This window comes from Gordonia sp. NPDC003425 (genome assembly GCF_053588635.1).
Genome location: NZ_JBSFQI010000008.1, coordinates 96,377 through 123,269 on the forward strand (window position 1 = coordinate 96,377; position 26,893 = coordinate 123,269).

Sequence of the window (26,893 nt, forward strand, 5' to 3'; positions counted from 1 at the left end):
GTCGGGCGCTGGTGCCGTAGTTTCGCTAGTGCCGTAGTTTGGTGTCACCAGATGACACCGATCTACGGCACTGTCATTCTCTGCCCGTCAATCCACTCTCTGCCGTCAATCCACTCTTTACCTTCAATCTCCGAGTCGACGCAGTTCTGCCACGATTTCATGCCGATTCATACCGTTCGGGTGATGGATGCCGGCATACCGGGTGTAAGAGTCAGAGTATGGACGATTCCTCTGTGGACAGCGACGTCGACACCGATGTCGAAATGGGCCCCATCGATTACCTGCTCGTCGAGTTTCCCGCCGATCACGAGCCCGACGGCTCGGCGCTTTCCCTGCTGCTCGACCTGGTTGATGCCGGCACCATCCGGGTCCTCGACCTGGCGATGATCCGCCGGGAGCCCGACGGGTCGGCGGTCGGAGTGGACTTCGCCGACGTCGACTTCACCGGCGACATCGACACCGGTTTCCTGGCCGAGGCGTCGAGCGGTCTGCTCGACGAGACCGATCTGGCCGAGGCGGCGTCGGCGCTGGAGCCGGGATGCCTCGGCGTGCTCGTCGTCTACGAGAATCTCTGGGCTGCGCCCTTGGCCACTGGTCTGCGTCGCAGCGGGGCGCAGCTCGTGGCGTCCGGCCGCATCCCCGTCAACGCCCTCATCGCCGCGCTCGACGCGGTCGAGGAAGCAGCGGAGGACTGACGCGCAGGGCCGGAGCTCGACTCACGCACACGATCGACCACTCACACCGAACGAAAGCAGGGACCCATGCCAGGACTACTACGAGGGGTGGCCCGCACGGCGGTCATCGCCGGCACCGCCACCTCGGTCTCGAACCGCGTGTCACGCCGACAGGGGGAGCGCTGGGCGCGCCAAGAAGCCGCGGCCCAGCCCGTCTACCAGCAGCCCCAGCCCGTCTACCAGCAGGCACCGCCGGCGTACGCGCCCCCGCCGCAGGCTCCGCCGGCCGCATCGACCGAGGACCGCATCGCTGCACTCGAGCAACTCGGCGATCTGCGCGCGCAGGGAGTGCTGACCGACGCCGAGTTCGACGCGGAGAAGCGTCGCATCCTCGGTTCCTGACCATAAGCATTGCGCCGAACAGGTTTTCGCCCAGTAGGTATGTGTCCGGTCGGCAATTCGCCGAGTGGGTAGTCACAGAAAGGGATCAGATGAGTTACCAAGACCCGTCGACGGAGCAGAAGTGGGCCGGTGGTCTGTCCATCGCGGCCGCCGCAATACTGCTGATCGTGGGCATCCTGGAATTCTTCCAGGGCGTCTCGGCCGTCGCCGCCGACAACCTCTTCGTCGTCGGACCCAATTACATCTACAAATTCAACCTCACCACCTGGGGCTGGATCCACATCGTCATCGGCGTCATCATCGCCATCACGGGGCTCATGCTGTTCTTCGGCTCCACCCTCGCGCGTGTGCTGGCGGTGGTGTTCCTGGCACTGTCGGTGATCGCCAACTTCCTGTGGATCCCCTACTACCCGTGGTGGTCGATCACCTTGATCGCGCTGGCACTGGTCGGCATCTGGGCGGTGTCCGTCTGGGACACCGACGAAGAGTGATGAGTCCGGATTCACCATGAACGCTCCGACCACCGACAGCGAGCGCGTCACCGCCCCCGCCGCGTCGTTCGCTACGGTCGCGGACCGGCAGGCACAAGGCATCGACGCCCGTGAACGCCTACCGCTGTCGTCGGTGGGAGATCTCGACGAGGAGGCCGATCGGGACCCGATCGGCCTCCTCCTCGAGCAGGCGACTTCTCGGGTCCCCGAACTCGTTCCGGTTCGCCACGGCCGAATGGCGCTGTCTCCCTTCACGTTCTATCGGGGTGCGGCGCTCGTCATGGCCGACGACCTGAGCCGCACGAAGAACTCGGGTCTCACGGTGCAGCTCTGCGGTGACGCCCACCTCTCGAACTTCGGCCTGTTCGCGACCCCGGAGCGCCGATTGGCCTTCGACGTCAACGATTTCGACGAGACCTACCCGGGACCGTTCGAGTGGGACGTCAAGCGACTGGCCGCCAGCCTCGCCGTAGCGGCCCTGCAGAACGGGTTCGAGCGGAGGGCGGCCAAGGAAATCGCCCGCTCATGCGCCCGCGAGTACCGCGAAACGATCGCCCAGCAGTCCGAGATGGGCACGTTGCAGAGCTGGTACATGCACGCCGAGCCGACCCGCAAGCTCGTCAACATGCGTGACATGATCGACGCGGCCACCGCCAAGAGCATCCGGAAGCAGATCGACAAGGCGTGGCGGCGAGACAGCCTGTCGGCGCTGACCAAACTGACCACCGTGGTCGACGGCGAGCTGCGATTCGTCAGTGCCCCACCGCTGATCGTTCCGATCGAGGAACTGTGGAGCTTGGAGAGCTCGCGCGATATCTACGCCGAGTTCGGCGACCGCCTCACCGCGTTCCGCGCGACGATGGAACCCCGACATCGTGTTCTGCTCGACAAGTTCCGGCTCGAACGGGTGGCCCGCAAGGTGGTGGGCGTGGGCAGTGTGGGCACTCAGGCCTGGGTGCTGCTCTTCCGCGGTCGTGACGAGAACGACCCATTGATCCTGCAGGCCAAGGAGGCGCAGGAGTCGGTCCTCGCGCGCTACCTCGACGGCCCGACCTTCGACAATCAGGGTCGGCGCGTGGTGCAGGGGCAGCAACTCACCCAAGCGGTCAGCGACGTCTTCCTCGGCTGGGACTCGGGCCGCGGACACGACGGTGTGTCGCGCGACTTCTATCTGCGCCAGCTACGGGATGCCAAGGGCTCCATCCTCATCGAAGGGCTCGACCAAGGCGGTCTCGATGCGTACGGGCGTGCGTGTGGCCGCGTGCTGGCGTATGGACATGCCCGCTCGGGTGACGCAGTGGCGATCGCCGCGTACCTCGGCGACGCCGAAGAGTTCGACAAGAGCATCATGCGCTTCGCGTCCAGATACGCAAAGCGCAACATGGCAGACCACGCCGTCTTCGTCGATGCCATCACCGCGGCCAAGATCCCCGCCATCACCGACATCTGAAAGCGACCCACGTGTCCGACGACGCCTCCGGCTCGATCGATGAGCCATCACCGAATGCTGCCGACAGCATCCCCGATCCGTTGAGCACCGACGAGCGCGCCGAACTCGAGCGCCTGCGCGCCCAGGTGGCCGAACTCGCCGCAGGTGGCGACACCGCCGTAGCTGCCGCCGCATCCCCACGCCGCCGGGTGAACTGGCGCGCGGTGGGAGCCATCACGCTGGTCATTCTGTGCGCTGTGGTGGCGCTGCTGTCGGTGACCACACGGTTTGTGCGCAGCCAGATCCTCGACACCGATCACTACGTCGCCACAGTAACGCCCCTCGCGTCGAATCCTGCTGTGCAGCAACAGGTCACCAACGCGATCGTCGACGAGATCAACGGCCAGGTGAACATCAAGCAGATCACCACCGATGCGCTGACAACTCTGACGGAACTGACTCCGGCCGACCGGCCTCGCGTCGACCAAGCCGTTGTGGGGCTGGCGCCGGTGATCGCCGGCCAGGCCGAGGCCTTCATTCGCTCCACCGTGGCCGAGTTCGTCGGATCCCAGCAGTTCGAGGAACTCTGGGTCACCGCCAATCGAGAAGCGCACGCGGCAGTGGTCGCCGCCGTGACCGGCGACACCCGCCACGGCGCGATCCAGGTCGACACCGACAACGGGTCGATCAGCATCCAACTCGGACCGATCATCACCCAGGTGAAGCAGCGGCTGACCGAACGCGGGTTCGCGTTCGCCGACAGGATCCCGGTGGTCAACAAGGACTTCGTGATCTGGCAGTCCAAACACCTGGTCCGCGCCCAGAACCTCGTCAGCGCCCTCGACAAGGTGGCCGACATTCTGCCGTGGCTGACCATCCTGGTGATCTTCGCCGCGGTGGGTGTCGCGGGGCGCGGTCGCCGGATGCGCACGCTGGCCGCCGTGGGCGTGGCGGTGGTGCTGGCCATGCTGGTGCTGGCGCTGGCAGTCCTGGTGGGACGGTCCGTCTATCTCAGCGAGATGCCCACAGATGTGCTGTCCCAACCGGCCGCACAAGCCATCTTCGACACCGTGATCAACCCGATGCGCTTGGCACTGCGTGCAGTCGCGGTGGTCGGCCTCGTGCTCGCTCTCGTCGGGTTCTTCGCAAGCGGATCCCGCTCCGCGGTCGTGGTGCGCGCCTGGATTCGGCGCGGATTCGGTGCGATCGACGCCCGACGGAAGGATCGCGCGCCCTCCGTGGTGGAACGAGGCCTCTGGCAGGCGCGGCTACCGATCCGGATCGCCGTGCCGACCATCGGTGCCCTGATCCTGATGTTCTGGCATTACCCGACGGGCATGGTGGTGTTCTGGGTGGTGCTGGTCGGGGCGCTGGTGTTGATCGCCTTCGAGTTCGCGGTCGCGCCGGCCCGTCGCGCGGCGCACACGGCTGTGACCGCCTGAGCGCGCCGCCGGCGTCAGTTCTCGTCAGCGGCCGTCGTGCGGCTCGCCGGTGCGTGCCCGCGTCGGCGAATTCCGCGTTCGAGGATCTCGACGGCATCGCGGTGTTCCGCGTTTCGCGCCACGGGATGGCCGATCACGGCTCGGCGGTGTGTCCGCCCCCAACGCATGGCCATCGCAACCCTTTCCGTCGACGTCCGCAGCCGAGGCCGCAGCCTTCGGCCCACTCCGATCCGAATTCCCCCATTGTGCTGCCACCTCGAACGCGGATGCGTCATGCGAACGGGGTGAACAGCGCCACCCCGACCCCATCACCGCCGGTACCATTCTGTCGAGACGCGTGGAGCAGCCCGCGCCGAACGAAGGTATGACGTGGCGAAGAACGACGCTGCGGAGGTGCCCGGCACCCTGCGCCTGAGGACATCGAGTCCTGCGTTGCCGCCCGGCTTCGTCCCCCGGCCACGCCTCGATGCCCTGTTGTCGCGCGGCGAGAGCGGAACGCTCACCCTCGTCTGTGCGGGACCCGGATACGGAAAGACATTGGCCGTCGCGGCTTGGGCGCGACAACCGGCCCGACGTGGGCGGGTCGCGTGGCTGACCGTCGGCGAGGGCACCGACGTACCGGCATTCTGGCTGGAGGTCATCACCGCACTTCGCACTCTCGATCTGGTGGCCGCCGACGCCCGGATCGCTCAGTTCATGCCCGGCCCGCAATTCGGCGGCAGTGACGTCGACCGCCTCGCCGATGCGCTCGCCGATTTGCCGCAGGAGATCGTCCTGGTCGTCGACGACTGCCATCGGATCGTCGACGACGACGTGCGTGACTCGCTGAATGCCTTCGTCGACGGTGGTATGCCGAATCTGCACCTGGTTCTGGTGGGCCGTGAGCAGCCCCAGATTCCGTTACGCCGACTCCAACTGACCGGTCGGCTGGTCGAAATCGATAGTGCGGAACTGGCTTTCACGCAGACCGAGGCGAGGGAGTTCTGCGCGCGCGCCGGCCTGCCGATCGGTGAGGCCGCGCTGGATCTGCTGGTGGAACGTACTCAGGGGTGGCCCGCCGGCATGCGGCTGGCGTTGCTGAGCAGTCCGTCGTCCGACGGCGACCCGGGGGAGGCGCTGCGTGGCTTCGGCGGACAGAACCGGCTCGTGGCCGCGTATCTGCTCGAGGAGATCCTCGCCCGGATGTCGCCCAGTGACCAGAGATTCCTGCTCGCCACGAGTGTGGCCCCGATGATTCACGCCGAACTCGCCAAGGTGCTCACCGGAAGAGCCGACAGCCGCGCTGTGCTCGACGACCTGGTGGCACGCAACGCGCTGACGGTGCGGTTGTCGGAGCGTCCGGACTGGTTTCGTTATCATCCGCTCTTTCGTGAACTACTCCTCGACCGGCTCGGTGCCGAGAGTCCCGAGAGCATTCCCGATCTGCATCGGCGCGCCGCCGACTGGTTTCTGGGTAAGGGTGAGTCCATACCGGCAGTTCGGCATCTCGTCGCCGCCGGGGACTGGAGGCGGGTCGCCGAGATCGTCGGGACCTCGGCGCTGCCGTTGATCGTCACCGTCCATGCCGCGGCATTGGCCGGGGCGCTGGTTCCCGCGGTTGCCGAGGCCACGCACGATCCCAGCCCGGAGGTGCTGCTGTTGGCATGCGTGGTGGCCCACGACCGTCGCGACTACGACACTGTGCGACGCAATTCGCACGATGCGCAACGTCAACTCGCGGCCCGCGGTGGCGACTGTCCGGTGTGGGCGCAGGCCATTCTCGCGAACGTGCGGCTGGTGCTGGCCCGGGTGGCCGGGGTGGCCGAACTCCACGAGGCGTCCACCGAACTGATGCGGCTCGCGGCGGACACGCCGCGAGCCGAGCTCCCGGCGGCCGGGTCCTACGCTCTCATCGGTCGCAACAACGTCGCCATCAGCCTGGTGCTGGCCGGCGATCTCGGTCTGGCACGGGCCCAACTCGACGAGGTGCGAGTGGTGGCCGACCGGGCGGGCATGGCGATCACCTCCTCCGGTGCCGACGCCTACCTGGCGATGCTCGATGCGATCGAGGGGAAACTGCCCGACGCCGGGCGCCGGTGTGCCGCCGTGATCGGATTGGTCGCCCGCCGCGGCTGGAGCCGTCAGCCACAGTTCCTGGCCGTGCATGCCGCCGCCGCGCTGAGCCACCTATCGCGGGCGGACTGCGACGCGGCCGCCGAGGACATCCGCTTCGCCCGGCCGCTGGCCGATGCGGGGTCGGACCGGGCCGCGGCGGCGGTGGTGGAGATCGTTGCGCTGGGGTTGGCGGCGGCTCGTCGAGACCTGCACGCCGCGGGTCTCGCGCGTGCTCGCCTGCAGGCGATGCGCCGGCACTCGGGTGGTCTCGGTGACCTGATCGATGCCTGGTCGGTGGTGGCGTCGGCCCACGTGGACATGCTCGGCGGTGACTTCGACGCAGCCCGGGAATCGCTGGATTCGGTGCCGGAGGCGATCGGATTCATCGCGGCGCTCGTGCGGATTGCCCGGGCCCGAATCGCACTGTCCACCAACCGGCCCGCGAACGCGCTGCAGGTTCTCGGCGAGCCCGCACGCTACGCCGAGTTCGCGGTACTCCGCGTGGAAGCCGGTGTGCTGTCGGCGGTGGCCGCCGATCGTCTCAGACGCGATGCGGTAGCGCTCGTGCGCATCGGTGACGCGATCGGCACGGCGACGCCGATCGGCGCGCTCCTGCCCTTCACCGAACACGGCGGTGAGTTGCGGAACCTGCTGACCCGCGTCCGGCACCTGTCGACGGACCTGTCCGTCGAGGAGCGTTCGCTCATCGATCGTGTGATGGGCGAGATCTCCGACGTGGTCCCTCGTGCGCACGGGACCGTTGCCGCCGCGGACACCCCGTCGGCCCACGAGGCGCTCACCGAGCGCGAGATGGCGGTGCTGCGGTATCTGCCGACGATGTACAAGGCCGCCGAGATCGCCTCGCACCTGTTCGTGTCGGTCAACACCGTGAAGACACATCAGCAGTCGATCTACCGTAAGCTCGGTGCCTCGTCGCGGCGCGAGGCCGTTGACCGCGCGCGTGAGCACAATCTGCTCTAGGCCTCCTCGTCGCCGATGAGGGTTTGCACGATGGCCTGCGTGGGAATGCGGCCCTGCGCAACGAGTTTCGCGCCCGCCATGTGTGCGGCGGTGGCAAATCGGCACGCCCAGTGGTTCTCCCACACCAGGATCAGTGCGCTGCTTCCGGGAGTGATTGCCGCGGAGAGATTCTCGAGGTCTTCTTCGGCGAGGATCTCGGCGAGGTTGTCGCCGAGGTGTTCGGGAAGACGACCGCTGAGATCTTCGCACTCCAGAACGTCGAGCGTGCCGTCGACAGCGCGGTGCAGGATCAGCAGATCCAGCACGCGAACGGTGCCGTCGGCGAGCAGCACGGTGAGCGCCTCGGTGAGCGGGGCCTCGAACCCGCCGAATCCATCCGGCAATTCGACGACGACGTAGTCCACTGGGCCCAACCCGTGGTCATGTCGGCTCAACCTGTGGTCGCTGTCCAACGGGCGCCTCCTCGACTCGGCCAATTCGACTACGTCGAGTGTGCACCCGAGGACGGTCGAGACCGTCATCCGATCAGGGTGAGCGGCGTGCGCACACAGGGCCGGTGGGTCTGGAGAACCGACAGGAATGGGCCGGACACCCGGGGATCGCTCGGTGTGTCCGGCCCATGCCCGGCACGCGCGCGGCAGAGGTCATCGGCCGCGGTGCGGGTTCATTTCTCATCCCTGCGTGCGTGCCACCGGCGTGGCGCAGGGGGATGGGGATGAGGGGGATGGGGAGGGCGTGTGCTCAGGGAGCCCAGGTGCGTGGCGCGGTGCCCGCCTCCTCGACCGACGGTGCATTGACGCGGTGGGCGCGGTTGACCGCGGACACCACCGCCCGCAGGCTTGCCGTCGTGATCGACGACGCGATTCCGACGCCCCAGACGGTTTCGCCGTTCACCTCGGTCTCCACGTACGCCGCGGCACTGGCATCGCCGCCGGCGGTGAGCGCGTGCTCGCTGTAGTCCAGCACCCGCACGTCGAAGCCGACGGTCGCGAGTGCGTCGACGAACGCCGCCAGCGGACCGTTGCCGCTACCCGAGATCTCGCGTTCGACGCCGTCGACCTTCACCACCGCGCTGATGTGATCCTCGCCGCCGTCGACCTCGGCCGCATCGACGCGCTGCCGCATCCGCTCCAGCGGGCGGATCGGGTGCAGGTACTCGTCGGCAAAGACATCCCACATCTCCTTGGGCGACACCTCGCCACCCTCGCCGTCGGTGATCTTCTGGATCTCGCGGCTGAACTCGATCTGCAGGCGTCGCGGCAGGTTCATGCCGTGGTCGGCCTTCATGATGTAGGCGACGCCGCCCTTGCCCGACTGGCTGTTGACGCGGATGACGGCCTCGTAGTTGCGGCCCACGTCCTTGGGGTCGATGGGCAGGTAAGGAACCTGCCAGACGATGTCGTCGACGTCGGCGTCCGCGGCGTCGGCGTCGAACTTCATCTGATCGAGGCCCTTGTTGATCGCGTCCTGGTGGCTGCCCGAGAATGCGGTGTACACCAGGTCGCCGCCGTACGGGTGGCGCTCGGGGACGTTGAGCTGATTGCAGTACTCCACCGTGCGACGGATCTCGTCGATGTCGGAGAAGCTGATCTGGGGATCCACCCCGCGGCTGAACAGGTTCATGCCCAGGGTCACCAGGCACACGTTGCCGGTGCGCTCGCCGTTGCCGAACAGGCAGCCCTCGATGCGATCGGCGCCCGCCTGGTAGCCCAGTTCGGCGGCGGCGACGGCGGTGCCGCGGTCGTTGTGGGGGTGCAGGCTCAGGATGATGGAATCGCGACGGGCCAGGTTGCGGCTCATCCACTCGATGGAGTCGGCGTAGACGTTGGGCGTCGCCATCTCGACGGTGGCGGGCAGGTTGATGATCATCGGATTCTGCGGTGTGGGCGCGATGATCTCGGTGACCGCGTCGCAGACCTCTTTGGCGTAGCTCAGTTCGGTGCCGGTATAGGACTCCGGCGAGTACTCGTAACGCCAGTTGGTGTCCGGGTACTTCTGCTGCTCCTCGAGTACCTTGTGCGCCGCGTGCGTGGCGATCGCGGTGATCTTGTCCTTGTCGGCGCGGAACACCACGCGACGCTGCAGCACCGACGTCGAGTTGTAGAAGTGCACGATCACATTGGCCGCCCCGCGGCAGGCCTCGAAGGTGCGCTCGATCAACTCGTCGCGGCACTGGGTGAGCACCTGGATGGTGACGTCGGCGGGAATGGCGTTGTCGTCGATGATCTCGCGGACGAAGTCGAAGTCGGTCTGGCTCGCCGACGGGAAACCGACCTCGATCTCCTTGTAGCCCATGCGGACCAGCAGGTCGAACATGCGGCGCTTACGCGCGGGGCTCATCGGGTCGATCAGCGCCTGGTTGCCGTCGCGCAGGTCCACCGCGCACCACAGCGGGGCGCGGGTGATGGTGGTGTCGGGCCAGGTGCGATCGGGTACCGACACCGTCTCGACCTCGTCGGCGAACTGGCGGTAGCGATGTACCGGCATCGCGGAGTTGCGCTGGGTGTTCCAGGAGGGCTGGCCGTCGGGGATGGGGCCGGACGGTTCGACGATGCGACTCGCGCCCGAAGTAAAGGTGTCTGCTGCTGGTGCCATGATGGTCGATCTCCGAGTGGATCTAGGGGGAGGTGACCGGCACGTCGAAAGGCCCGCGGCGGAGGGCCGGTCGTGTCAGACCCCGCCGCGGCATCCGAGAAGGAGCGCGCGATGCATGGGTGTGAATGTACTCCTCGGGCCGGTCGCGGATCAAATGCCCGTCGGTCGTTCGTTGAGTGACGGGGTACTGACGGTCTCTTTGGGCGGGCATTACTGAGGGCATTTCTGGGTGAATTCTCAGCCGGCACAAAGAAATCTAGGGTTGTCTTCGTTCTCGTCGAGCTCGATTCGACACGATGTCCCCGCCGGTCGCGGCGGGTGTTCGGTGGACGAAAGGTGAGTGCATGTCTCGTATGACTTCAGGAGTAGTGGCCCGACGGATCGCAGTGGCGATCGCGGGAGTGGGCGCCGCGACGGCCATCGCCGCCGGAGGTGTTGCCAACGCCGCACCCGCACACCCGCACAAGGCAGCACCCGCGCCCACCACGATGGTGCCGGGTACCGCATGCACGCTCGCGCAGGTGGAGCGCGCGCTCGGTGCCGAGGACCCGCAGCTATGGCACGAGATCTCGAGTCATCCGCGCGCCAAGCGTCACTTCGAGGAGACCATCGTGCTCACCCCCGAGCAGCGCAAGCAGCGCCGGCTGGAAGCCGAGAAGCATCATCCCGAGCGCGCCGAGATCATGAACTTCCTGCGTGACCACGGCATCGGCAAGAAGGATCGCACCGAGCACCGTGCCGCGATCAAGAAGGCCATGGAGACCTGCGGCAACTACAAGTGATCGACCACAGGTGACCCACCGGTGGGGTCAGTCGGCGGCGTCGAACGACTGACCCCACCTGCCGGTGAACGCGATCTCGGAGAGCGGTAGCCGTTCACGCGGCCACGAGTCGCGTTCGCGGATCGCCTCGGTCAGCGTCGAGGGGTCTGTGGCCAGGCGTCCCACGGCCAGGATCACCATCGGTTTGTGTCCGTCGGGAATCGCGAATGCCGCACGCGCGGCGGCTTTGTCGAAGCCCTCCATGGGGTGGCCGTTGAGTCCGAGGGCCTCGCACTGCAGAGTCATCTGTCCCAGGGCCAATCCGAGGTCGACCGCGCCGTAGGTGTCGGGGGCCGGATCGTCGGGAGTGTCGGTGGTGGACAACAGGATCAACGCCCCGGCCGCCGGCGCCCAGCTCTTGTTGCCGCGGTTGAGCGTCTCGACGAGGGTGTCGAATGTGTCGTCCCCGCGCACCCCGACGAGGAACCGCACCGGCTGGATGCGACCCCAGGTGGGAGCCCACCGTCCTGCGTCGAGGATCTCGGTCAGTTCGTCGGCGGTGACGGTGGACTCGGGGTCGAACCCGCGGGCGCTCCAGCGCTGTCGGATCAAAGGATGCACGAAAACGACGCTACTGCGGGTCGATGATGTCCTCGCGCACGGAGGCGCGGGGTGTGCGCATCACCACAGCCAGGACCACCGACAGCACGGTGAGAGCGATGACCGATGCGAGTGAGGCGGCATGGATGCCGTCGACGAAAGCCGACTTCGCGGCATCGGCCAGCGGTGCTCCGGTGGCGCCCATTCCGTCGGCCGTGTGCAGCGTGTCGCCGAGGGTGTCGCCGAACGCCCAGCCGTTGGTGTGCTCGCGGAACACCAGCGTGGCCAGCGATCCGAGCAGCGCCAGGCCGAGCGCGGTGCCGAGTTCGAAGCTCGTCTCCGAGATGCCCGACGCCGCGCCGGAACGCTCCGGCGGTACCGATCCGACCACGACGTCGGACACCAGACTGAACTGGATGCCGTAGCCGATGCCCGCGATCGATGTGAACACCAGATAGATCCAGAGTGGACTCGTCATCGACAGCCACAGCAGTCCGACGTTGCCGACGGCCGCGAGGACGAGTGACCCGACGAATGCGGTGCGTGCGCCGATGAGTGCGGCCACCCGGGTGGCGCCGATGGAGAACACCGCCACGGCCACGGCCATCGGAAGTCCGGCCAGCGCCGCCGTCAACACGTCGAACCCGCGCACCGATTGCAGGTAGACGCCGGTCAGGTAGGACATGCCGCCGAGCGCCATCATCCCCACCAGTGCCACTGCGATCGACCCGCTGAACACCACGTTGCCGAACAACTGCAGGTCGAGCAGCGGGTGGGCGGCGCGCCGTTCGTGGCGCAGGAACAGCACGAACATCAGCATCCCGAACGCGCCGAGCGCGATCACCGGGCCGTGCACTCCCTCAGCGGCCAGCGTCTTGACCGCGTACACCACCGGCAGGATGGCCAGCATCGACAGCGCCACGCCGAGGAAGTCGAACGGGTCGCCGCTTCCGGTGCGGTATTCGGGCACCAGACGCGGTGCCAGCGCGAACAGGACGGCGAGCACCGGCACGTTGATGAGGAACACCACGCCCCACCAGAAGTGGTGCAGCAGAACCCCGCCGACCACCGGACCGATCGCCGATCCGCCGGCAAAAGACGCGGTCCACACACCGATTGCGCGGCCGCGGGCGCGGGCGTCGGGGAACATGTTCGCGATGAGCGAGAGGCTCGACGGCATCAGGGTGGCACCACCGACGCCCATCAGGGCACGTGCGGCGATCAGCACGCCCGCGGTGGGGGCGAACGCGGCGATCACCGAGGCGATACCGAAGATGGCCGCACCGGCCAGCAGGATGCGGCGCCTGCCGATCCGGTCGCCGACATTGCCCATCGTGATCAACAGGCCCGCGATCAGGAAGCCGTAGATGTCGAGGATCCAGAGCTGCTGGGTGGCGCTGGGGTCCAGCGCGTTGGTGATCGACGGAATCGCGAGGTAGAGGACGGAGAAGTCCATCGAGACCAGCAACACGGGGAGGGTGAGCACCGCCAGTCCCCACCAGGCGCGTCGATCGGCGGCCGAGTGGTCCCGGGTGCGCTGATCGGACGGCCGGACGGCGACGGACATGATGACTGACTCCTTGGTGGACGTGCTTCGGTTTGGTGATGGACGTGCTGCGGTGACCGTGTTTCGGTGGTCGGGGTTTCGGTGGTCGGGCGAATGCGGCGCGTACGCCGTACGCCATTCGACGGTACGGAAGTGAGTACGCTGTACGCAAGAGCTTTATTCCGGACGTACGTCCTGATCCAGGCCACGATTCTCGGGAGTGATGGCGTTTGACCACGCAAACGGCCAAGTTGACCGCGTCGGCCATCGTCGACGCGGCCATCGACGTGGCCGCTCGCGATGGGCTCGACGCGTTGTCGATGCGTCGGATCGCCGACGAACTCGGGGTCGGGGCGATGTCGCTGTACCGCCATGTCTCCGACAAGGACGCCCTGCTCCAGGCGATGGTCGTCGAGATCGGTCGCAGATATCCGTATCCGGTCCGCGACGGGGTGTCGCGGACCTGGCGCGAGCGGGTGGCCGTTGCCGTCGACATCGACTGGGAGCTCTACCAGCATCATCCGTGGGTGGTCCTGGCGTACTCGGTGCCGCGGTACGGCCTCGGGGCCGATTGTCTCGAGGGTCTCGAGTGGCTTGCCGAGGGATTCACCGAACTCGGGGTCGACGGCGCCCGCGCGGTGGAGATGGTGCTCACCCTCTGGAACTTCATCAACGGTGTCGCGCTGATCACGGTGAGCGAGCAGTTGCTGCGAGCCGAGGCGTCCCCCGACGTCACCGGTGGTGTCGCGGACCTTCTCGACGGTGGCGAGGATGCGGCGTCGGACCCGCGGCTTGCGCAACTGCCCATTCTCGCCGCGCTGGCCCGACGGGGTGGGGTGGCGCAGCTCGCCGACCCCCGGGTCGGACTCGATGCCGGCGTCGCCTATCTGTGTGCCGGTTTCGAGGCGAGTGCGGGCGCAACGACCACCGAAACGTGACGGTCGGGATTGCCGCGAGCGGTCGAGCGTGCCCGGATTCTCGTTGAGCGTGCCCGGATCTGGGTCGAGCGTGCCCAGATTTTGGTTGAGCGTGCCCGCGGATGGTCGGGTCTCACATGGCGTGCGGGTACACCGTGAGCATGTGTGCGCCGAACCAGGCGGAGCCGATGACCATTGGAATCACCACGGCCATGGCCGCCGACGTCCGCCACCGCGCCAGCACGATCGCCAGCGGGAGCAGCAGCACGAATGCGGGCAGCAGAAGCCGGGCGCGGCTGATCATCAGGCCACTCGAGAGCAGGATCGACGCCACCACCAGCGTGCCGTAGAGAAGCACCGGCCACGGCAGCCGCGACCAGACGGCGACCATCACCAACACCACCGTGGCGATGATGATCCAGGCGGTGGCCACCGGAGCCACCTCGCCGGAGTTGACCAGCGAGTCGTTGACGAAGTTGAACGTGACCGCCCCACCGTCGAACCGGGTGTCCCAGCCTTCGGTCTGGATGCGGAACCAGCCGGTGGGTGATCCGGTGTGCGCCCAGACGACGGCAAGGTAGCCGAGATACCCGAGCGGACTGAGCACGATCGCCGCCCAGATCCGTGCGCCCTCGCCACGGAGTGAACGCGTCGCCGGATCTGTCACCAACGTCACGATGGCCGCCGCGACGACGACAGTGATCACCACGATCGCGGTCGGCCGGACGGCGCCGGCCACGAGTGCGGCCACTCCGGCCAGCAGCCAGCGACGCTCCAGGACCCCGACCAGCGCCCAGACCGCCAACGCACAGAACATCGCCTCGGTGTAGGCCATGTTGAGTACCACCGACATGGGGGTGGCGGCGAAGATCGCCACCAGAAACAGTCCGACACGCCGGGGGTCGACGTCGAGGTCGCGAACGAGTGGCGATCGGTGGGCCATCAGACGCACCGACCGGGCGCCCAGCCGGGCGGTGCCGGCGGCGGCCAGGCAGCCGAACAGCAGGCTCAGGGTGAGCGCCGCACCGAACGGACTCACCAGCGGAAGCCGCGCCAGCGCACCGACGAGATACGGGTAGCCGGGAAAGAACGCGTAGGCGGTGTCGGCGGTGTGCAGCCCACGGGCATCGGTGAGGTCGAACGGGATGTCGGCGTAACCGTGCTCGGCGATGGCGAGCATCCACTTGCCGTCCCACACCGTCAGTGCGCGGCCGAGCGTGGTGTCGCGCAATGCGGTGAAACGCCACAGCACGAGGGCGCCGACCAGGCGGATGACCAGAAACACCCCGACCGCGAGGACCCAATCGGGAACACTCCCCGTCGCCGACCCCGCGGCGCGGACCGCGGCCGAGCGACGCGGCGCATCGGCGTCGGGGCCGGACCGCGCGGGCCGCGACCGGTGGCTCTTCTCATCCTGGGCCCTGCCGTTCTGTCCCGACAGCGCCGGTGCGGTCGACTCGCGCGATGGCGACCCGGGTTGGCGTCGCGGTCGCGTGGCGCGCGCGCCGGTATCACTGGACACGAAAGCGATGGTAGGGGACCGCTGCAGGTCGGGGGCACCGCGGATCGGTCGGCCGACGGTGGCGCCGGTAAGGTTGTTGCGGCAGACAGATCAGTAATCCCGACCCGACCCAACGCCTGGAGGTAGTCGAACGTGGCACTCGTCGTGCAGAAGTACGGTGGATCCTCGGTCGCAACGGCCGAGCGCATCCGCCGTGTCGCCGAGCGCATCGTCGAGACCAAGAAGCAGGGTAACGACGTGGTCGTGGTGGTCTCGGCCATGGGCGACACCACCGACGAACTGCTCGACCTCGCCCATCAGGTCAACCCCGCACCGCCGGACCGTGAGATGGACATGTTGCTCACGTCCGGGGAGCGGATCTCCAATGCGCTCGTCGCGATGGCGATCAGCTCACTTGGTGCGCGAGCGCAGTCGTTCACCGGTTCGCAGGCCGGTGTGATCACCACCAGCAGCCACGGCAAGGCCAAGATCATCGATGTGACGCCCGGGCGGGTGCGTGCCGCACTCGACGAGGGCAACATCGTGCTGGTCGCCGGATTCCAGGGTGTCGCGCAGGACACCAAGGACATCACCACGCTGGGTCGCGGCGGCTCCGACACCACCGCGGTGGCCCTCGCCGCGGCGCTCAAGGCCGATGTGTGCGAGATCTACACCGATGTCGATGGCGTGTACACCGCCGACCCGCGGATCGTGCCCGACGCCCGCCGGCTGGAGACGGTTTCCTTCGAGGAAATGCTGGAGATGGCCGCCTGCGGCGCCAAGGTCTTGATGCTGCGGTGCGTGGAATACGCCCGCCGATACAACGTTCCGGTTCACGTGCGCTCGTCGTACTCGACCAAACCCGGCACCCTGGTGGCCGGTTCGATGGAGGACATTCCCGTGGAAGAAGCCATTCTGACCGGTGTGGCACATGATCGCAGCGAGGCCAAGATCACCGTGGTCGGACTCGACGACAAGCCCGGCTACGCCGCCAAGGTGTTCCGCGCCGTCGCCGATGCCGAGATCAACATCGACATGGTGTTGCAGAACATCTCGAAGGTGGACACCGGCAAGACCGACATCACGTTCACGCTGCCGCGCGAACTCGGGCCGACCGGCGTGGAGAAGCTGACCCGGCTCCAGCACGAAATCGGTTTCACCGAACTGCTTTACGACGATCACATCGGCAAGGTGTCGCTGGTGGGCGCGGGCATGAAGAGCCACCCCGGCGTCACCGCCACATTCTGCGAGGCGCTCTCCGACGCCGGGATCAACATCGAACTGATCTCCACCTCGGAGATCCGGATCTCGGTGCTGTGCCGTGACACCGAGCTCGACGACGCGGTGCGCGCGCTGCACACCGCGTTCGATCTCGGTGGCGACGAGGAAGCCGTCGTCTATGCCGGCACCGGTCGATAGGGGAGTGTTATGGGAGCACGTATCGGAGTAGTGGGTGCGACCGGTCAGGTCGGTGGGGTGATGCGAACCCTGTTGGCGGAGCGGAAGTTTCCCGCCGACGAGATCCGGTTCTTCGCGTCGCCGCGCTCGGCCGGCCGAAGACTGCCGTGGGGTGACGGCGAGATCGTGGTGGAGGACGCGGCGACCGCCGACCCCACCGGACTCGACATCGCCCTGTTCTCGGCGGGCGGCACGATGTCGCGCGAGCAGGCACCGCGCTTTGCCGCCGCGGGTGTCACGGTGATCGACAACTCGTCGGCGTGGCGCAAAGATCCCGATGTGCCGCTGGTGGTTTCGGAGGTCAACGGCGAGTTGGCCCAGAATCCGCCGAAGGGGATCATCGCCAATCCGAACTGCACCACGATGGCCGCGATGCCGGTACTCAAGCCGCTGCACGACGCGGCCGGCCTGCAGCGCCTGATCGTCTCGTCGTATCAAGCGGTTTCCGGTAGCGGACTGGCCGGTGTGGAGGAGCTCGCCGGCCAGGCGCGGGCGGTGATCGACGACGTGGAGAAACTCGTCTACGACGGGTCGGCGGTGAGCTTTCCCGCGCCGAACAAATACGTCGCGCCCATCGCGTTCGACGTGATCGCGCTGGCCGGATCGCTGGTGGACGACGGGTCGGGTGAGACCGACGAAGATCAGAAGCTGCGCAACGAATCCCGCAAGATCCTGGGTGTGCCCGACCTGCTGGTGAGCGGTACCTGCGTGCGGGTTCCGGTATTCACCGGTCACTCGCTGTCCATCAATGCCGAGTTCGCGCAACCACTTTCGGTCGCCGACGCCACCGAGATCCTGTCCGGGGCGCCCGGTGTCGCGCTGGCCGACGTGCCGACGCCGTTGGCCGCCGCCGGCCGTGACGAATCGCTGGTGGGCCGTATCCGGCAGGATCCCGGTGTACCGGACGGTCGTGGACTCGCACTCTTCGTCTCCGGTGACAATCTCCGAAAGGGAGCGGCACTCAACACCATTCAGATCGCCGAACTCCTCGTCTCCTGACCTTCGACCCCTTCTCCGCGACCCCCTCCGATAGGTGATGCCCAATGTCCACGCCCACTGACTCCCCGGCGCTGGCCGACCGACTCGGCCACTATTACCGCGTCGACGACACCTACGTGGTGGGGCGCGAGAAAGTCCGTGAGTACGCCCGCGCGGTGCAGGATCGGCATCCGGCCCACAAGAACGAGGCCGCCGCTGCGGTTCTGGGCTATTCGGGTTTGGTGGCGCCGCTCACGTTCACCGCGATCCCGGCGATGACGGCCAACCGGCAGCTTCTCGAGACGATCGTCGTCGGCTACGAGACATTTGTGCAGACCGAGCAGGTCTTCGAGCAGCACCGGCCGATCGTCGTCGGCGACGAACTGAGCACCGACGTCGAACTGACCGGTGTGCGGCGCATCGCCGGGCGCGACATGTTCACCATCACCAACACATTCACCGACGCCGCAGGCGAGACCGTGCACTCCATGCACACCACCGTCGTGGGAGTCGGGGGCGACGACGTCGACCCGGCCATGACTGCCGCCGCGCGCGCCATCATGGTGCACGACGTGAGTGTGCCTTCCAAGGACATCCTCGACGGGGAGTACCACAAGACGGTGCGACCCGAAGGGCTGCAACGGATCTCCGCTGTCGGTACCGAGCGGACACCCGGCACCCCACGCTTTGAGGACGTGGCCGTCGGCGACGTGGTGCCGCTGTACGACGCGCGCATCTCGCGTGGTGATCTGGTCAACTACGCCGGTGTGTCCGGCGATGGCAACCCCATCCACTGGGACGAGCCGATCGCCAAGCTCGCCGGCCTGCCCGACGTGATCGCGCACGGGATGCTCACGATGGGACTGGCCGCCGGCTACGTGTCCGCCTGGTCGGGCGATCCTGGCGCGCTGACCCGTCTCGCGGTGCGGTTGTCCTCACCCGCGGTGGTCCCCGCCGCCGGCGGCGACATCGAGTACACCGGCAAGATCAAGTCCCTCGACCCGGAGACGCGCACCGGCGTCCTCATCGTGGGCGCAAAGTCGTTGGGACGCAAGATCTTCGGTCTGGCCACCGCGACCATTCGGTTCAGCTGACCGACGCTACGCAGTTCATTCTGGTGGATGGCTTGATTCGGATCGCGAACCGTAACACCACCCATTGCTGAGATGCCCCTCACGTAACTCGCCTACTGTGGGGTAGGTTACGGACCTATGGATAACTGTCGGGGTTTGAAATCTGTCCTGTCCTTCTTCTTGACGCGACGTCGGCTGACGTTGGCTGCGGCGACCTTCGTCGCCGCGGTGAGCGCGACGACCGCGGTGGCGGCGCCTGCGCATGCCGCCGACTTCTACACGCCGCCCGCCCGGTTCGCGGAGACACCCGGTGCGGTGATCCGCAGCGAGCCGAGTCCGTTGTTGCTGCAGATACCGGGCCTGCCGAATCAGTGGCCGGGCACCGCCACGCGCATCATGTACACCTCGCGCTACCAGGACGGAAAGCCCGCAGCGGTGACCGGCACCGTCGTCGAACCCACTGCGCCGTGGCGCGGAAAGGGACCGCGGCCCACGGTGGTGATCGGCCCGGGCACCGTCGGTCAGGGCGACCAGTGCGCGGGCTCCAAACTGATGAGTTTCCCGATGGCGATCGATCCCGCCAAACCGAGCATCGCGTTGAACTACAGCGGTCTGGAGATGAACCTGCTGCTGATCAACGGTGTGCGGGTGGCGATCACCGACTACATCGGCATGGGCACGCCGGGTGTCCACACCTACGTCAACCGGCTCGAATCCGGGCAGGCGATGATCGATGCGGCGCGTGCGGCGCTGCGCGTCGCCAAGGTCCCGCAGAACTCGCCGGTGGCGTTCTCCGGGTATTCGCAGGGCGGCGGCGCATCGGCGTCGGCGGTGGAACTCGCCCCGACGTATGCCCCCGAACTCAACGTCAAGGCCGCGTACGCCGGGGCACCCCCGGCCGACCTGACCAAGGTCATCGATCAGATCGACGGCACCTTCATCGTGGGTGGGATCGGCTATGCCATCAACGGTCTCGAGGCCCGGTATCCCGCACTCGCCACGGTGATCGACAAGGAAACCAACGCGCGTGGCCGTGGGGCGCTGCGGCAACTGTCCACCCAGTGCATCGGTGACACCGGTCTGACCTTCGGATTCCAGCGCACCAGCTCGTGGACGCGGTCGCGACAGCCGCTGTCCGCGGTGATCAAGCGGTATCCGGCCGTCGCCAAGATCGTCGACGACCAGCGGATCGGGCGACTGCGCCCCACGGCTCCGGTGCTGCTCGAGGGTGGGATCAACGACGACGTCATCCCCTACGGGCAGGTCGCGCAACTCTACCGGGACTGGCGCGCACAGGGCGCCGACGTCTCGATGGTGACCAACACCATCCCGCCGATCTTCCCGGGGCTGGTGGTCAACCATGGCCTGCCGTTGATCACCACACTGCTGCCCGGGACCAACTTCTTGCTGACACATCTCAACAGCTGATCGGGGGTCGGCCGAAATCATCGGGCGCGCAATGGTTGCCCGTCGGGCGGGGATGTGGTTGCTTCGTTCGGTGCCAATGAATCCGAGGCCCCGCCGGGGACTGACGCGAACAACGCTGATCATGGTCACGGCGGGACTTCTCGCGGCAGTGGGCGCGCTGGTCGGAACAGGCGCGCTATCGGCCGCGCCCGGTGCGTGGACCACGTATTCGGCGGCACCCGCTCCGGGCCCGGCGACCGGGTTGGGACCGGCGGGCACATCGCTGATGCACGGGGATCTCTGGTCGACCGACAGCACGCAGAACCCGGGTCCGGGCGCCGGCGCGCACGTCGCGGCGGCGTCGGTGCCGGGTGGGGCGTGTGCGGCGACTTTTCTCGGCAGCGACGGGATGCCGGTGGCGTTGTGCACGCAGTTCGTCAGCACCGCGCCCCCGGCGGTGGTGATTCCGACCGTGACGCTGTTCGATTCGCGGACAGCCGCGCCCCTTGCGCGGCTGGCACTGACGAAGGGACGTGGCCTGCTCGGCGGCGTGTACGGCTATCTCGACGATCGGGACCGGGTGGTGGTCGGGGACGCGTCGGGTACGGTCCTGCGAGTCGCACATCGGCGCACGGCCGCCGGGTGGCGGTTGTTCGTGTCGCAACGCATCGATGTATCCCGGTGGGTGCCGGCCGGCGACGCGATCACGGCGCTGGCGCCGGCGTGGCCCTCACACGGCGGGACAGGACGCAACCAGGTGTGGTTCGCCACCACCCACGGTGTGGTGGGCATCGTCGATGATGCCGGCCGGGCCCGGACGATCCGGTTACCGCGCGGCGAGGATCTGGGCAACGGGCTGTCGGTGCGTGCGGGTGGGGTCTCGGTGATCACCACGCATGCGCTCTACGAGGTGCGCACCGGCGGCGATGGTGCGCCCCAGATCGTCTGGCGGCGGTCCTACGATCGTGGTCCGGCTCGTCGGCCGGGACAGCTCACCTGGGGATCTGGCACCACGCCAACATATTTCGGGCCGGGCGGGGATGGTTGGGTGGCCATCGTGGACAACGCGGAGCCGCCGAATCTGATCGTCTACCGCAGCGCGGACGGGTCGCAGGTCTGCCGGATGAGGGCGTTCGGAACGTCGGGTCCGGGCACCGAGAACTCTCCGATGGCGTGGGGTGATTCCCTCGTGATCCCGAGTACCTACGGATACGAGTACCCACCGCAGGCCGTCGACGGTCCGAGTGTGCCGGCCCGGGCAGCATTCTCCGGTGGCGCCACCCGAATCGACGTGAGCGCTCACGGTTGCCGGCGGATCTGGGAGAGCAGCGACCGCCTGGCGTCGCTGCCCAAGCTGTCCCGGGCCGACGGACTGATCCACGCCCTCGGGTACGGACCCTACGTGCCCGGCGCGATCGCGCACACCGGTCCCGTTTTCTACGTTGCCATCGACTTCGCCACCGGACGGCGGGTGGTGAACCGACAGGTAGGTGTCGCGCCCGCAGACGAACCGCTTCAGCTGACGGGCACGATCGGTCCGGATGGGTCGCTGTGGCAGGCCACGATCGGCCGGATGCTCAAGATCGCCCACTGACCGTCGCGTCGCACACCGCGGCGGGCGGTTACGCGATGCCCGACGGTGCCTGCAGCTCGATGCCCGCATCGTGTTCGAGGTCGACGGCCACCTCGGTCTCGATGTCGCTGCGCTGCTGGACGGTGTTGATCACCACGTAGTACAACACCAGCGCGAACGCCGCCACGATCAGCGCGTCCCAGTCGTCGGGCAGTTTCTTCGCGGCATGGTCGCCGTAGTTGCCCAGATAGCTGATGACGAGGATGCCGGCGAACCATGCCCACATCCAGATCCCCGAACTCCACCGCGCGCGAGCGAGATCGACCGACTTGGCCCCGCCCAGGCCGGCCAGTCCGAAGATCGCCTGTCCGATCAGCAGGCCGACGATCAGTTTCCACGTGGTGTCCCATCCGCCCCAATAGATGATCAGATTGGCGAAGATGAAGCCGAGTGGCAGCATCACCTGTGGAGCCGGCAGACGGTACGGATGATTGCGGCTCGGATCACCCTTGCGTAAGGCGCCCAACGATATCGGCGCGAAACCGTACATGATCGCGGTGGCGCCGGTGATCACGGACACCAGTTGCTGCCAACTCGGCGCCGGAAGCAGGAACAGGATGCCGAACACCGTGGCCACGATGATCGACCACACCGGGACTCCTCGCTTGGACACCTTGGTCATCGCGGATGGCAGGCCCAGTGCGTAGGAGATGCGCGCCGTGGTGCCGACATAGATCAGTCCGGTACCGCCCGGGGAGACGATGGCGTCGATGATGAGGATGACGGCCAGCCAGGTGACCCCGGCAGAGATGGCCAGCGTGTAGTACGGCCCGTAATCGCCCTTCCCGATCGGGTTCGCCCAACCGCTCTGGGCCAGTTGTGCCGGATTGAGCGCGCCCACGAACGCGATCTCGAGGCCGATGTAGACGAGGGCGCCGATGACCATCGCCAGGATGATCGCCTTGGCGACGTCTTTCTGCGGGTTCTTGGCCTCACCGGCCATCTGTGTCGCCTGCTCGAAGCCCTGGAGTGCAAACACCACACCTGCCGGGAGTGCGGCGAAGATGCCGTGGAAACCGAACGGGGCGAATCCACCTCCCGCGGTGAAGTTGGAGATGTGGAAGTTGAGTGCGATCAAGGTGACGATCGTCAGCACCGGAACGAAGATCTTCCATAGGACAATACCGGTGTTGCTGTCGGACAACAGTTTTGCGCCGCCGAGGTTGATGAAGGCGAAGATCGCCATCGCGATCACGCCGATCACGATGCCCGCGACGGTGAGCGTGCCGTCGCTGTGTACCAGTGGGAAGTTCTTACTGACGTCACCGATCGAGTTGACGTAACTGAGGGATGCCTCGACTTCGAGGGGCGCGATCGCCACGGCCTGCAGATAGGTGGTCCAGCCCGCCGTGAATCCGGCGAAGCCGCCGAAGGCGTAATGCGGGTACCGGGAAGTGCCGCCGGCCACCGGGTAGGCCGCACCGAGGTCGGCGTGGATCAGCGCCAGCACCATGAGCATCACCGCCGCGAGCACCCATGAGATCAGCGACCCGCCACCGCCCGCGATGGATGCAGCGGTGAGTGCGCCGAGGAGCCAGCCAGAACCGATGATGGACCCGAGCGACACGAACGACAGCCCCCAGAAGCCCACGGTGCGGCGTAACTGGGTGGATTCGCCCGCAGACGATTCGACGATGACCTCGGACATGCGGAGCCCCTTGGGTGTGGTGCGGAAGCCGTCGACACAGCAGACGGTGGACGTGGCGTCAGTCAAACACCGCAGCACGCACCAGTCATCGGTCAGCCCGGGAAGGGTAACGTGAAATTCACGTAGGAGCGGATTCTTCAAGGCGCGGTTGGCAATTCGCAAACGGATGGTCAAAGCGGACATCGAATGCGCAGATCGGGCATATCGCCGACGCCCACGCATGGCAGGATCGGGCATATGACCGATCCGTCGACCGCCCCGGGCGCCGGGGACTCCGAGCACCGCCCGACGCAAGCCGAGCTCGACGCCGAGGATCTCGCGGAACTGCGGCGCACGTCGACAGATCGGGATCGAGCCGAGTTGTATCCCCGTCCCCGGTCGGAACCAGGTGCGCCGCCCGCGGCGCTGGTGACACATGCGCGAGTGGTGTGGTGGGCGGCGGCCATCGCGTGCCTGGTCTGCGTGGTCTACGGATTCGCGCACCTGGGTCAGATCGAGGAGTTGCTGCGCGCGCGACTTCTCCAGGGTGCTACACAGGGCTCATCGTCGAATCGGCTGACGCCCGAGAAGGCCGACAGCCTGGCGCACACCCTTCCGGTACCGATGTTGATCGCGGCGGTGCTGTTTCTGGTGGTGGAGTACATCACGCTCGTGGCGACTGCCACGCACCACAGCCGCGGCAGCCGCAGTGTGTTCCTCACCCTGGTGGTGGTCAACGTGCTGTGCATCCCGATCGGCCTCGACCTGCTGTTCCGCTACGACGAGCTGTGGTCGGCGATCGTCGTCATCGGCTGGATGCAGGCGGCCCTGCTGGTGGTGGCAGCGGTGATGACGCTACGGCGTTCGGTGGATCGGTGGCTGCCCGAGTCCACGCGCATCCGGCCCGGCCGGATGATGCGCAATCGCACCTGACGACGTCAGGAGAGTGCGGCGATCTCCTTGAGGAACGCGGCCTCGTCGATGCGGGTGCTGCGACCGTCGGCGATCACCACCTCGCCGTCGACCATCACCACGTCGACGATCGACCGTGACCCGGTGGTGAGCAGCGACGCTCCCGGGTCGCGGACCGGCAGGGTGGCGTAGTCACGGTCGAACCGGATCAGGGTGAGGTCGGCGGGGGCACCGACGCTGACCCCGCCGATCACCTCCGGCAGCCCGAGTGCCACATTGGCTCCGCCGCAAGCGATGTCGAGCATCTCGCCGAAGCCGAGAAGATCGGCGCGACGATGTACCGCGCGCTGCAGGTAGGCGCCGATGCGGAAGGTCTCCAGCATGTCCTGGGTGTCGTTGCTGGCCGCGCCGTCGACACCGAGTCCCACCCCGAGTCCCCGATCGAGCATCGCCGGGACCGGTGCCACACCACTGCCGAGTCGCATGTTGGACAACGGGTTGTGCGACACCGCCACCCCGCGCTCGGCGAGTATCCGCTGGCCCACCTCGTCGAGTTCCACGCAATGCACCGCCAGCACGCGATTCCACAGGAAACCGTTGTCGTCGAGGTACTCCACCGCGCCGACGCCGGCGTGCTCGAGGCACATCCGGTCGTCGGTGGGTGTTTCGAGCAGATGGATCGACACCGACATGTCGCGGGCCTGCGCGAATTCGCGCAGCCTCACCATGCCCGGTTCGGTGAGCGAACGCGGGTTGGGTACCGCCAGGGCGATGTCGATCACCGAACCCGACACCTGCTCGCGGAGATGATCGACGTGGTCGAGTACGTCGTCGAGCGGCTGCATCAGCCGCGGCTCGAATCCCCACTTGCGAGTGGCGTCGGGCCGGTCGGCCACGCCACGTCCGAGGACCGCGCGGATCCCGGTGTCGCGCAGGGCCGAGATCACCGCGCCGTGCACCTCGGGTGACGGGTGTGGCCACATGTGCTCGACCACCGTGGTGGTCCCCGACCGCAGCATCTCCAGGCATGCGGCGACCGCAGCGGTGTAGGCCCGCTCCGGTGTGATCGCCACCGACTCCTCGCCGACGGCCAGCAACCATTCGAGCAGTGGGGTGCACTCGGCGATGCCCCGCATCAGCGATTGTTGCAGGTGGGTATGTGTGTTGACGAAGCCGGGAATCAGGAATCCACCTGTCGCAGTGATAGTTTCACTGCTTCCGGCGTCCGGGGAGCCGGCGGCGTCGATGGCCGTGGCGTCGATGGCCGCGACAACACCGTCGACAACCCGTACGTCCCGATGCGGCAGCCAGGTGCCGCCCGAGTAGACGGTCACATCACTGAATGTGGTGGGCCGCCGCTCCGGCAGCACCTGGTCCGCTGTCATCGGTGGGTCACTTCTTGTCGAAGTTCGCCGACAAGCGCTGGGCGATGTAGTCGGCGGCGGTGATCGGCGGGTAGGTGCCGGCCGCGCTCTCGATCAGCACGTCGGTGTTCGCCTGGGCGAAATAGGCGATGGTGTAGCGGGGTCCGCTGTACTCACCACGACGCGGCGCGCGCACCCGGTGGAAGTTCGACGGCAACCGGTCATCGCTCCACCGCATCAGCATGTCGCCGATGTTGCAGGTGATCGCATCATCCGACGGCTCGACCGGCGTCCATGCCTGGCCCTGCGCCTCGGCGCCCGGCAACACCTGCAGCCCGCCCTGCCCGCTGCGCTGGAACAGCAGTGTCAGCGCATCGAAGTCAGTGTGCGCACCGGCGCGCCACACGTTCTCCTGGTCGAGCATCTCGTCGGGGAACGCGTAGTAGTGCAGCAGGCGCAGCGTGCTCTGGTAGGTGGGTGACTCGGGATCGTGTGCACGGGTGAAGAAGTCGCGGTCGAGGCCGAGTTTCTCCGCGAAGCAGCCGAGCAGGTTCATCGCGATCTGCCAGCACTTGTGCTCGAAATCTTCGATGGTGGAACGGAATCCGGCCAGTTCATCCTCCGTGGGCCACAGGCCTTCCATGCGGGGACGGGTGAACTGGTAGGACTCCTTCTGGTCGGGGGTGCCCACCGACGGCCGCACCTGACTCATGAACTCCCAGCCGGCGTTCTGCCCCTTCTTGAGTGGGTACTGCTCCTTCACCTCGCGCGGGAGGGCGAAGAACTTGGCCGACATGTCGAAGGCGTGTGCCACCTCGGCCAGGTCAATGCCGTGGTCGACCACCTGGAAGAAGCCGATATCGGTTGCCGCGGACCAGAGTTCGTCGGCGATCTCACTGCGCCGGCGATCGAAGTCGGCCAGGCTGATGCGGCGGACCTCCCGGTCGGTGGTCTCGGTACCCAGGCCGCCCATGGCGGCCTCCCGGTTCAGTTCGGTCATCGCGTAGT

Annotated in this window: 22 protein-coding genes; 14 read left to right on the forward strand and 8 right to left on the reverse strand. The window is 67.1% G+C overall.

What is annotated here, in order from left to right; translation table 11 throughout:
* The first annotated feature begins 218 nt into the window (after positions 1-218).
* The 6 genes from ACWDTD_RS11995 (at position 219) to ACWDTD_RS12020 (ending at position 7,513) form a co-directional block, all read left to right on the forward strand.
* Positions 219-695: a DUF6325 family protein gene (locus ACWDTD_RS11995; protein WP_449747325.1), complete on the forward strand. Its 477-nt coding sequence runs from the start codon at positions 219-221 to the stop codon at positions 693-695.
* A gap of 66 nt (positions 696-761) precedes the next feature.
* Entirely contained in the window at positions 762-1,076 is a 315-nt protein-coding gene (locus tag ACWDTD_RS12000; protein ID WP_449747326.1) for an SHOCT domain-containing protein, read from the forward strand.
* Positions 1,077-1,165: 89 nt separating this feature from the next.
* The gene (locus ACWDTD_RS12005; RefSeq protein WP_449747327.1) at positions 1,166-1,567 is read left to right on the forward strand and encodes a DUF7144 family membrane protein; all 402 of its coding nucleotides are present in this window, start codon (positions 1,166-1,168) and stop codon (positions 1,565-1,567) included.
* 16 nt (positions 1,568-1,583) lie between these two features.
* Positions 1,584-3,017 (forward strand): DUF2252 domain-containing protein, encoded by a 1,434-nt coding sequence (locus tag ACWDTD_RS12010; protein WP_449747328.1) that lies wholly within the window; start codon positions 1,584-1,586, stop codon positions 3,015-3,017.
* 11 nt (positions 3,018-3,028) lie between these two features.
* Positions 3,029-4,438 carry a hypothetical protein gene (locus ACWDTD_RS12015; protein ID WP_449747329.1) on the forward strand — a complete coding sequence of 470 codons (1,410 nt, stop codon included), beginning with the start codon at positions 3,029-3,031 and terminating at the stop codon, positions 4,436-4,438.
* A gap of 369 nt (positions 4,439-4,807) precedes the next feature.
* Positions 4,808-7,513: a LuxR C-terminal-related transcriptional regulator gene (locus ACWDTD_RS12020; protein ID WP_449747330.1), complete on the forward strand. Its 2,706-nt coding sequence runs from the start codon at positions 4,808-4,810 to the stop codon at positions 7,511-7,513.
* On the opposite strand, the gene ACWDTD_RS12025 is transcribed toward ACWDTD_RS12020, so the two are convergent.
* The gene (locus tag ACWDTD_RS12025; RefSeq protein ID WP_449747331.1) at positions 7,510-7,917 is read right to left on the reverse strand and encodes a DUF6325 family protein; all 408 of its coding nucleotides are present in this window, start codon (positions 7,915-7,917) and stop codon (positions 7,510-7,512) included. The genes ACWDTD_RS12020 and ACWDTD_RS12025 overlap by 4 nt on opposite strands.
* A gap of 337 nt (positions 7,918-8,254) precedes the next feature.
* Positions 8,255-10,108, reverse strand: coding sequence for a 2-isopropylmalate synthase (gene leuA / locus ACWDTD_RS12030; RefSeq protein ID WP_449747332.1), 1,854 nt, complete (start codon positions 10,106-10,108; stop codon positions 8,255-8,257).
* Between the two features lie 353 nt (positions 10,109-10,461).
* Between leuA and ACWDTD_RS12035 the strand changes: the two genes are divergently transcribed.
* Positions 10,462-10,890, forward strand: coding sequence for a hemophore-related protein (locus ACWDTD_RS12035; RefSeq protein WP_449747333.1), 429 nt, complete (start codon positions 10,462-10,464; stop codon positions 10,888-10,890).
* A 27-nt stretch (positions 10,891-10,917) separates the two neighbouring features.
* On the opposite strand, the gene ACWDTD_RS12040 is transcribed toward ACWDTD_RS12035, so the two are convergent.
* Both ACWDTD_RS12040 and ACWDTD_RS12045 read right to left on the reverse strand, forming a co-directional pair.
* Positions 10,918-11,490 (reverse strand): nitroreductase family protein, encoded by a 573-nt coding sequence (locus tag ACWDTD_RS12040; protein ID WP_449747334.1) that lies wholly within the window; start codon positions 11,488-11,490, stop codon positions 10,918-10,920.
* Between the two features lie 10 nt (positions 11,491-11,500).
* Complete coding sequence (locus tag ACWDTD_RS12045) at positions 11,501-13,036, reverse strand: MFS transporter (RefSeq protein ID WP_449747335.1); 1,536 nt, start codon at positions 13,034-13,036, stop codon at positions 11,501-11,503.
* A 209-nt stretch (positions 13,037-13,245) separates the two neighbouring features.
* Between ACWDTD_RS12045 and ACWDTD_RS12050 the strand changes: the two genes are divergently transcribed.
* Positions 13,246-13,953 (forward strand): TetR/AcrR family transcriptional regulator, encoded by a 708-nt coding sequence (locus ACWDTD_RS12050; protein ID WP_449747336.1) that lies wholly within the window; start codon positions 13,246-13,248, stop codon positions 13,951-13,953.
* 112 nt (positions 13,954-14,065) lie between these two features.
* On the opposite strand, the gene ACWDTD_RS12055 is transcribed toward ACWDTD_RS12050, so the two are convergent.
* A complete protein-coding gene (locus ACWDTD_RS12055; RefSeq protein ID WP_449747405.1) occupies positions 14,066-15,373 on the reverse strand; it encodes a hypothetical protein in 1,308 nt (435 codons plus the stop codon).
* A gap of 213 nt (positions 15,374-15,586) precedes the next feature.
* Here ACWDTD_RS12055 and ACWDTD_RS12060 point away from each other — a divergent pair, with 213 nt between their 5' ends.
* From ACWDTD_RS12060 to ACWDTD_RS12080, 5 genes are all read left to right on the forward strand, one after another.
* A complete protein-coding gene (locus tag ACWDTD_RS12060) occupies positions 15,587-16,852 on the forward strand; it encodes an aspartate kinase (protein ID WP_449747337.1) in 1,266 nt (421 codons plus the stop codon).
* A gap of 9 nt (positions 16,853-16,861) precedes the next feature.
* A complete protein-coding gene (locus tag ACWDTD_RS12065) occupies positions 16,862-17,890 on the forward strand; it encodes an aspartate-semialdehyde dehydrogenase (RefSeq protein ID WP_449747338.1) in 1,029 nt (342 codons plus the stop codon).
* Between the two features lie 44 nt (positions 17,891-17,934).
* Positions 17,935-18,963, forward strand: a complete 1,029-nt coding sequence (locus ACWDTD_RS12070) for a fused (3R)-hydroxyacyl-ACP dehydratase subunits HadA/HadB (protein ID WP_449747339.1) — start codon at positions 17,935-17,937, stop codon at positions 18,961-18,963.
* 180 nt (positions 18,964-19,143) lie between these two features.
* Entirely contained in the window at positions 19,144-20,370 is a 1,227-nt protein-coding gene (locus tag ACWDTD_RS12075; RefSeq protein ID WP_449747406.1) for a lipase family protein, read from the forward strand.
* Between the two features lie 121 nt (positions 20,371-20,491).
* Entirely contained in the window at positions 20,492-21,943 is a 1,452-nt protein-coding gene (locus ACWDTD_RS12080) for a hypothetical protein (protein WP_449747340.1), read from the forward strand.
* A gap of 28 nt (positions 21,944-21,971) precedes the next feature.
* Here ACWDTD_RS12080 and ACWDTD_RS12085 read toward each other — a convergent pair whose 3' ends face one another.
* Positions 21,972-23,696 (reverse strand): APC family permease, encoded by a 1,725-nt coding sequence (locus ACWDTD_RS12085; protein WP_449747341.1) that lies wholly within the window; start codon positions 23,694-23,696, stop codon positions 21,972-21,974.
* A 171-nt stretch (positions 23,697-23,867) separates the two neighbouring features.
* On the opposite strand from ACWDTD_RS12085, the gene ACWDTD_RS12090 reads away from it, so the two are divergent.
* Positions 23,868-24,542 (forward strand): hypothetical protein, encoded by a 675-nt coding sequence (locus tag ACWDTD_RS12090; RefSeq protein ID WP_449747342.1) that lies wholly within the window; start codon positions 23,868-23,870, stop codon positions 24,540-24,542.
* A gap of 5 nt (positions 24,543-24,547) precedes the next feature.
* Here the strand turns inward: ACWDTD_RS12090 and ACWDTD_RS12095 are convergent, their stop codons facing one another.
* Both ACWDTD_RS12095 and ACWDTD_RS12100 read right to left on the reverse strand, forming a co-directional pair.
* Positions 24,548-25,906, reverse strand: coding sequence for an amidohydrolase family protein (locus ACWDTD_RS12095; protein ID WP_449747343.1), 1,359 nt, complete (start codon positions 25,904-25,906; stop codon positions 24,548-24,550).
* 7 nt (positions 25,907-25,913) lie between these two features.
* Positions 25,914-26,885 (reverse strand): isopenicillin N synthase family dioxygenase, encoded by a 972-nt coding sequence (locus tag ACWDTD_RS12100; protein WP_449747407.1) that lies wholly within the window; start codon positions 26,883-26,885, stop codon positions 25,914-25,916.
* Positions 26,886-26,893 lie beyond the last annotated feature (8 nt).

Coding starts and splice junctions, on each gene's coding strand:
- ACWDTD_RS11995 (WP_449747325.1), top strand. CDS start 219: ATGGACGATTCCTCTGTGGACAGCGACGTCGACACCGATGTCGAAATG.
- ACWDTD_RS12000 (WP_449747326.1), top strand. CDS start 762: ATGCCAGGACTACTACGAGGGGTGGCCCGCACGGCGGTCATCGCCGGC.
- ACWDTD_RS12005 (WP_449747327.1), top strand. CDS start 1,166: ATGAGTTACCAAGACCCGTCGACGGAGCAGAAGTGGGCCGGTGGTCTG.
- ACWDTD_RS12010 (WP_449747328.1), top strand. CDS start 1,584: ATGAACGCTCCGACCACCGACAGCGAGCGCGTCACCGCCCCCGCCGCG.
- leuA (WP_449747332.1), bottom strand. CDS start 10,108: ATGGCACCAGCAGCAGACACCTTTACTTCGGGCGCGAGTCGCATCGTC.
- ACWDTD_RS12035 (WP_449747333.1), top strand. CDS start 10,462: ATGACTTCAGGAGTAGTGGCCCGACGGATCGCAGTGGCGATCGCGGGA.
- ACWDTD_RS12045 (WP_449747335.1), bottom strand. CDS start 13,036: ATGTCCGTCGCCGTCCGGCCGTCCGATCAGCGCACCCGGGACCACTCG.
- ACWDTD_RS12065 (WP_449747338.1), top strand. CDS start 16,862: ATGGGAGCACGTATCGGAGTAGTGGGTGCGACCGGTCAGGTCGGTGGG.
- ACWDTD_RS12070 (WP_449747339.1), top strand. CDS start 17,935: ATGTCCACGCCCACTGACTCCCCGGCGCTGGCCGACCGACTCGGCCAC.
- ACWDTD_RS12080 (WP_449747340.1), top strand. CDS start 20,492: ATGGTCACGGCGGGACTTCTCGCGGCAGTGGGCGCGCTGGTCGGAACA.
- ACWDTD_RS12090 (WP_449747342.1), top strand. CDS start 23,868: ATGACCGATCCGTCGACCGCCCCGGGCGCCGGGGACTCCGAGCACCGC.
- ACWDTD_RS12095 (WP_449747343.1), bottom strand. CDS start 25,906: ATGACAGCGGACCAGGTGCTGCCGGAGCGGCGGCCCACCACATTCAGT.
- ACWDTD_RS12100 (WP_449747407.1), bottom strand. CDS start 26,885: ATGACCGAACTGAACCGGGAGGCCGCCATGGGCGGCCTGGGTACCGAG.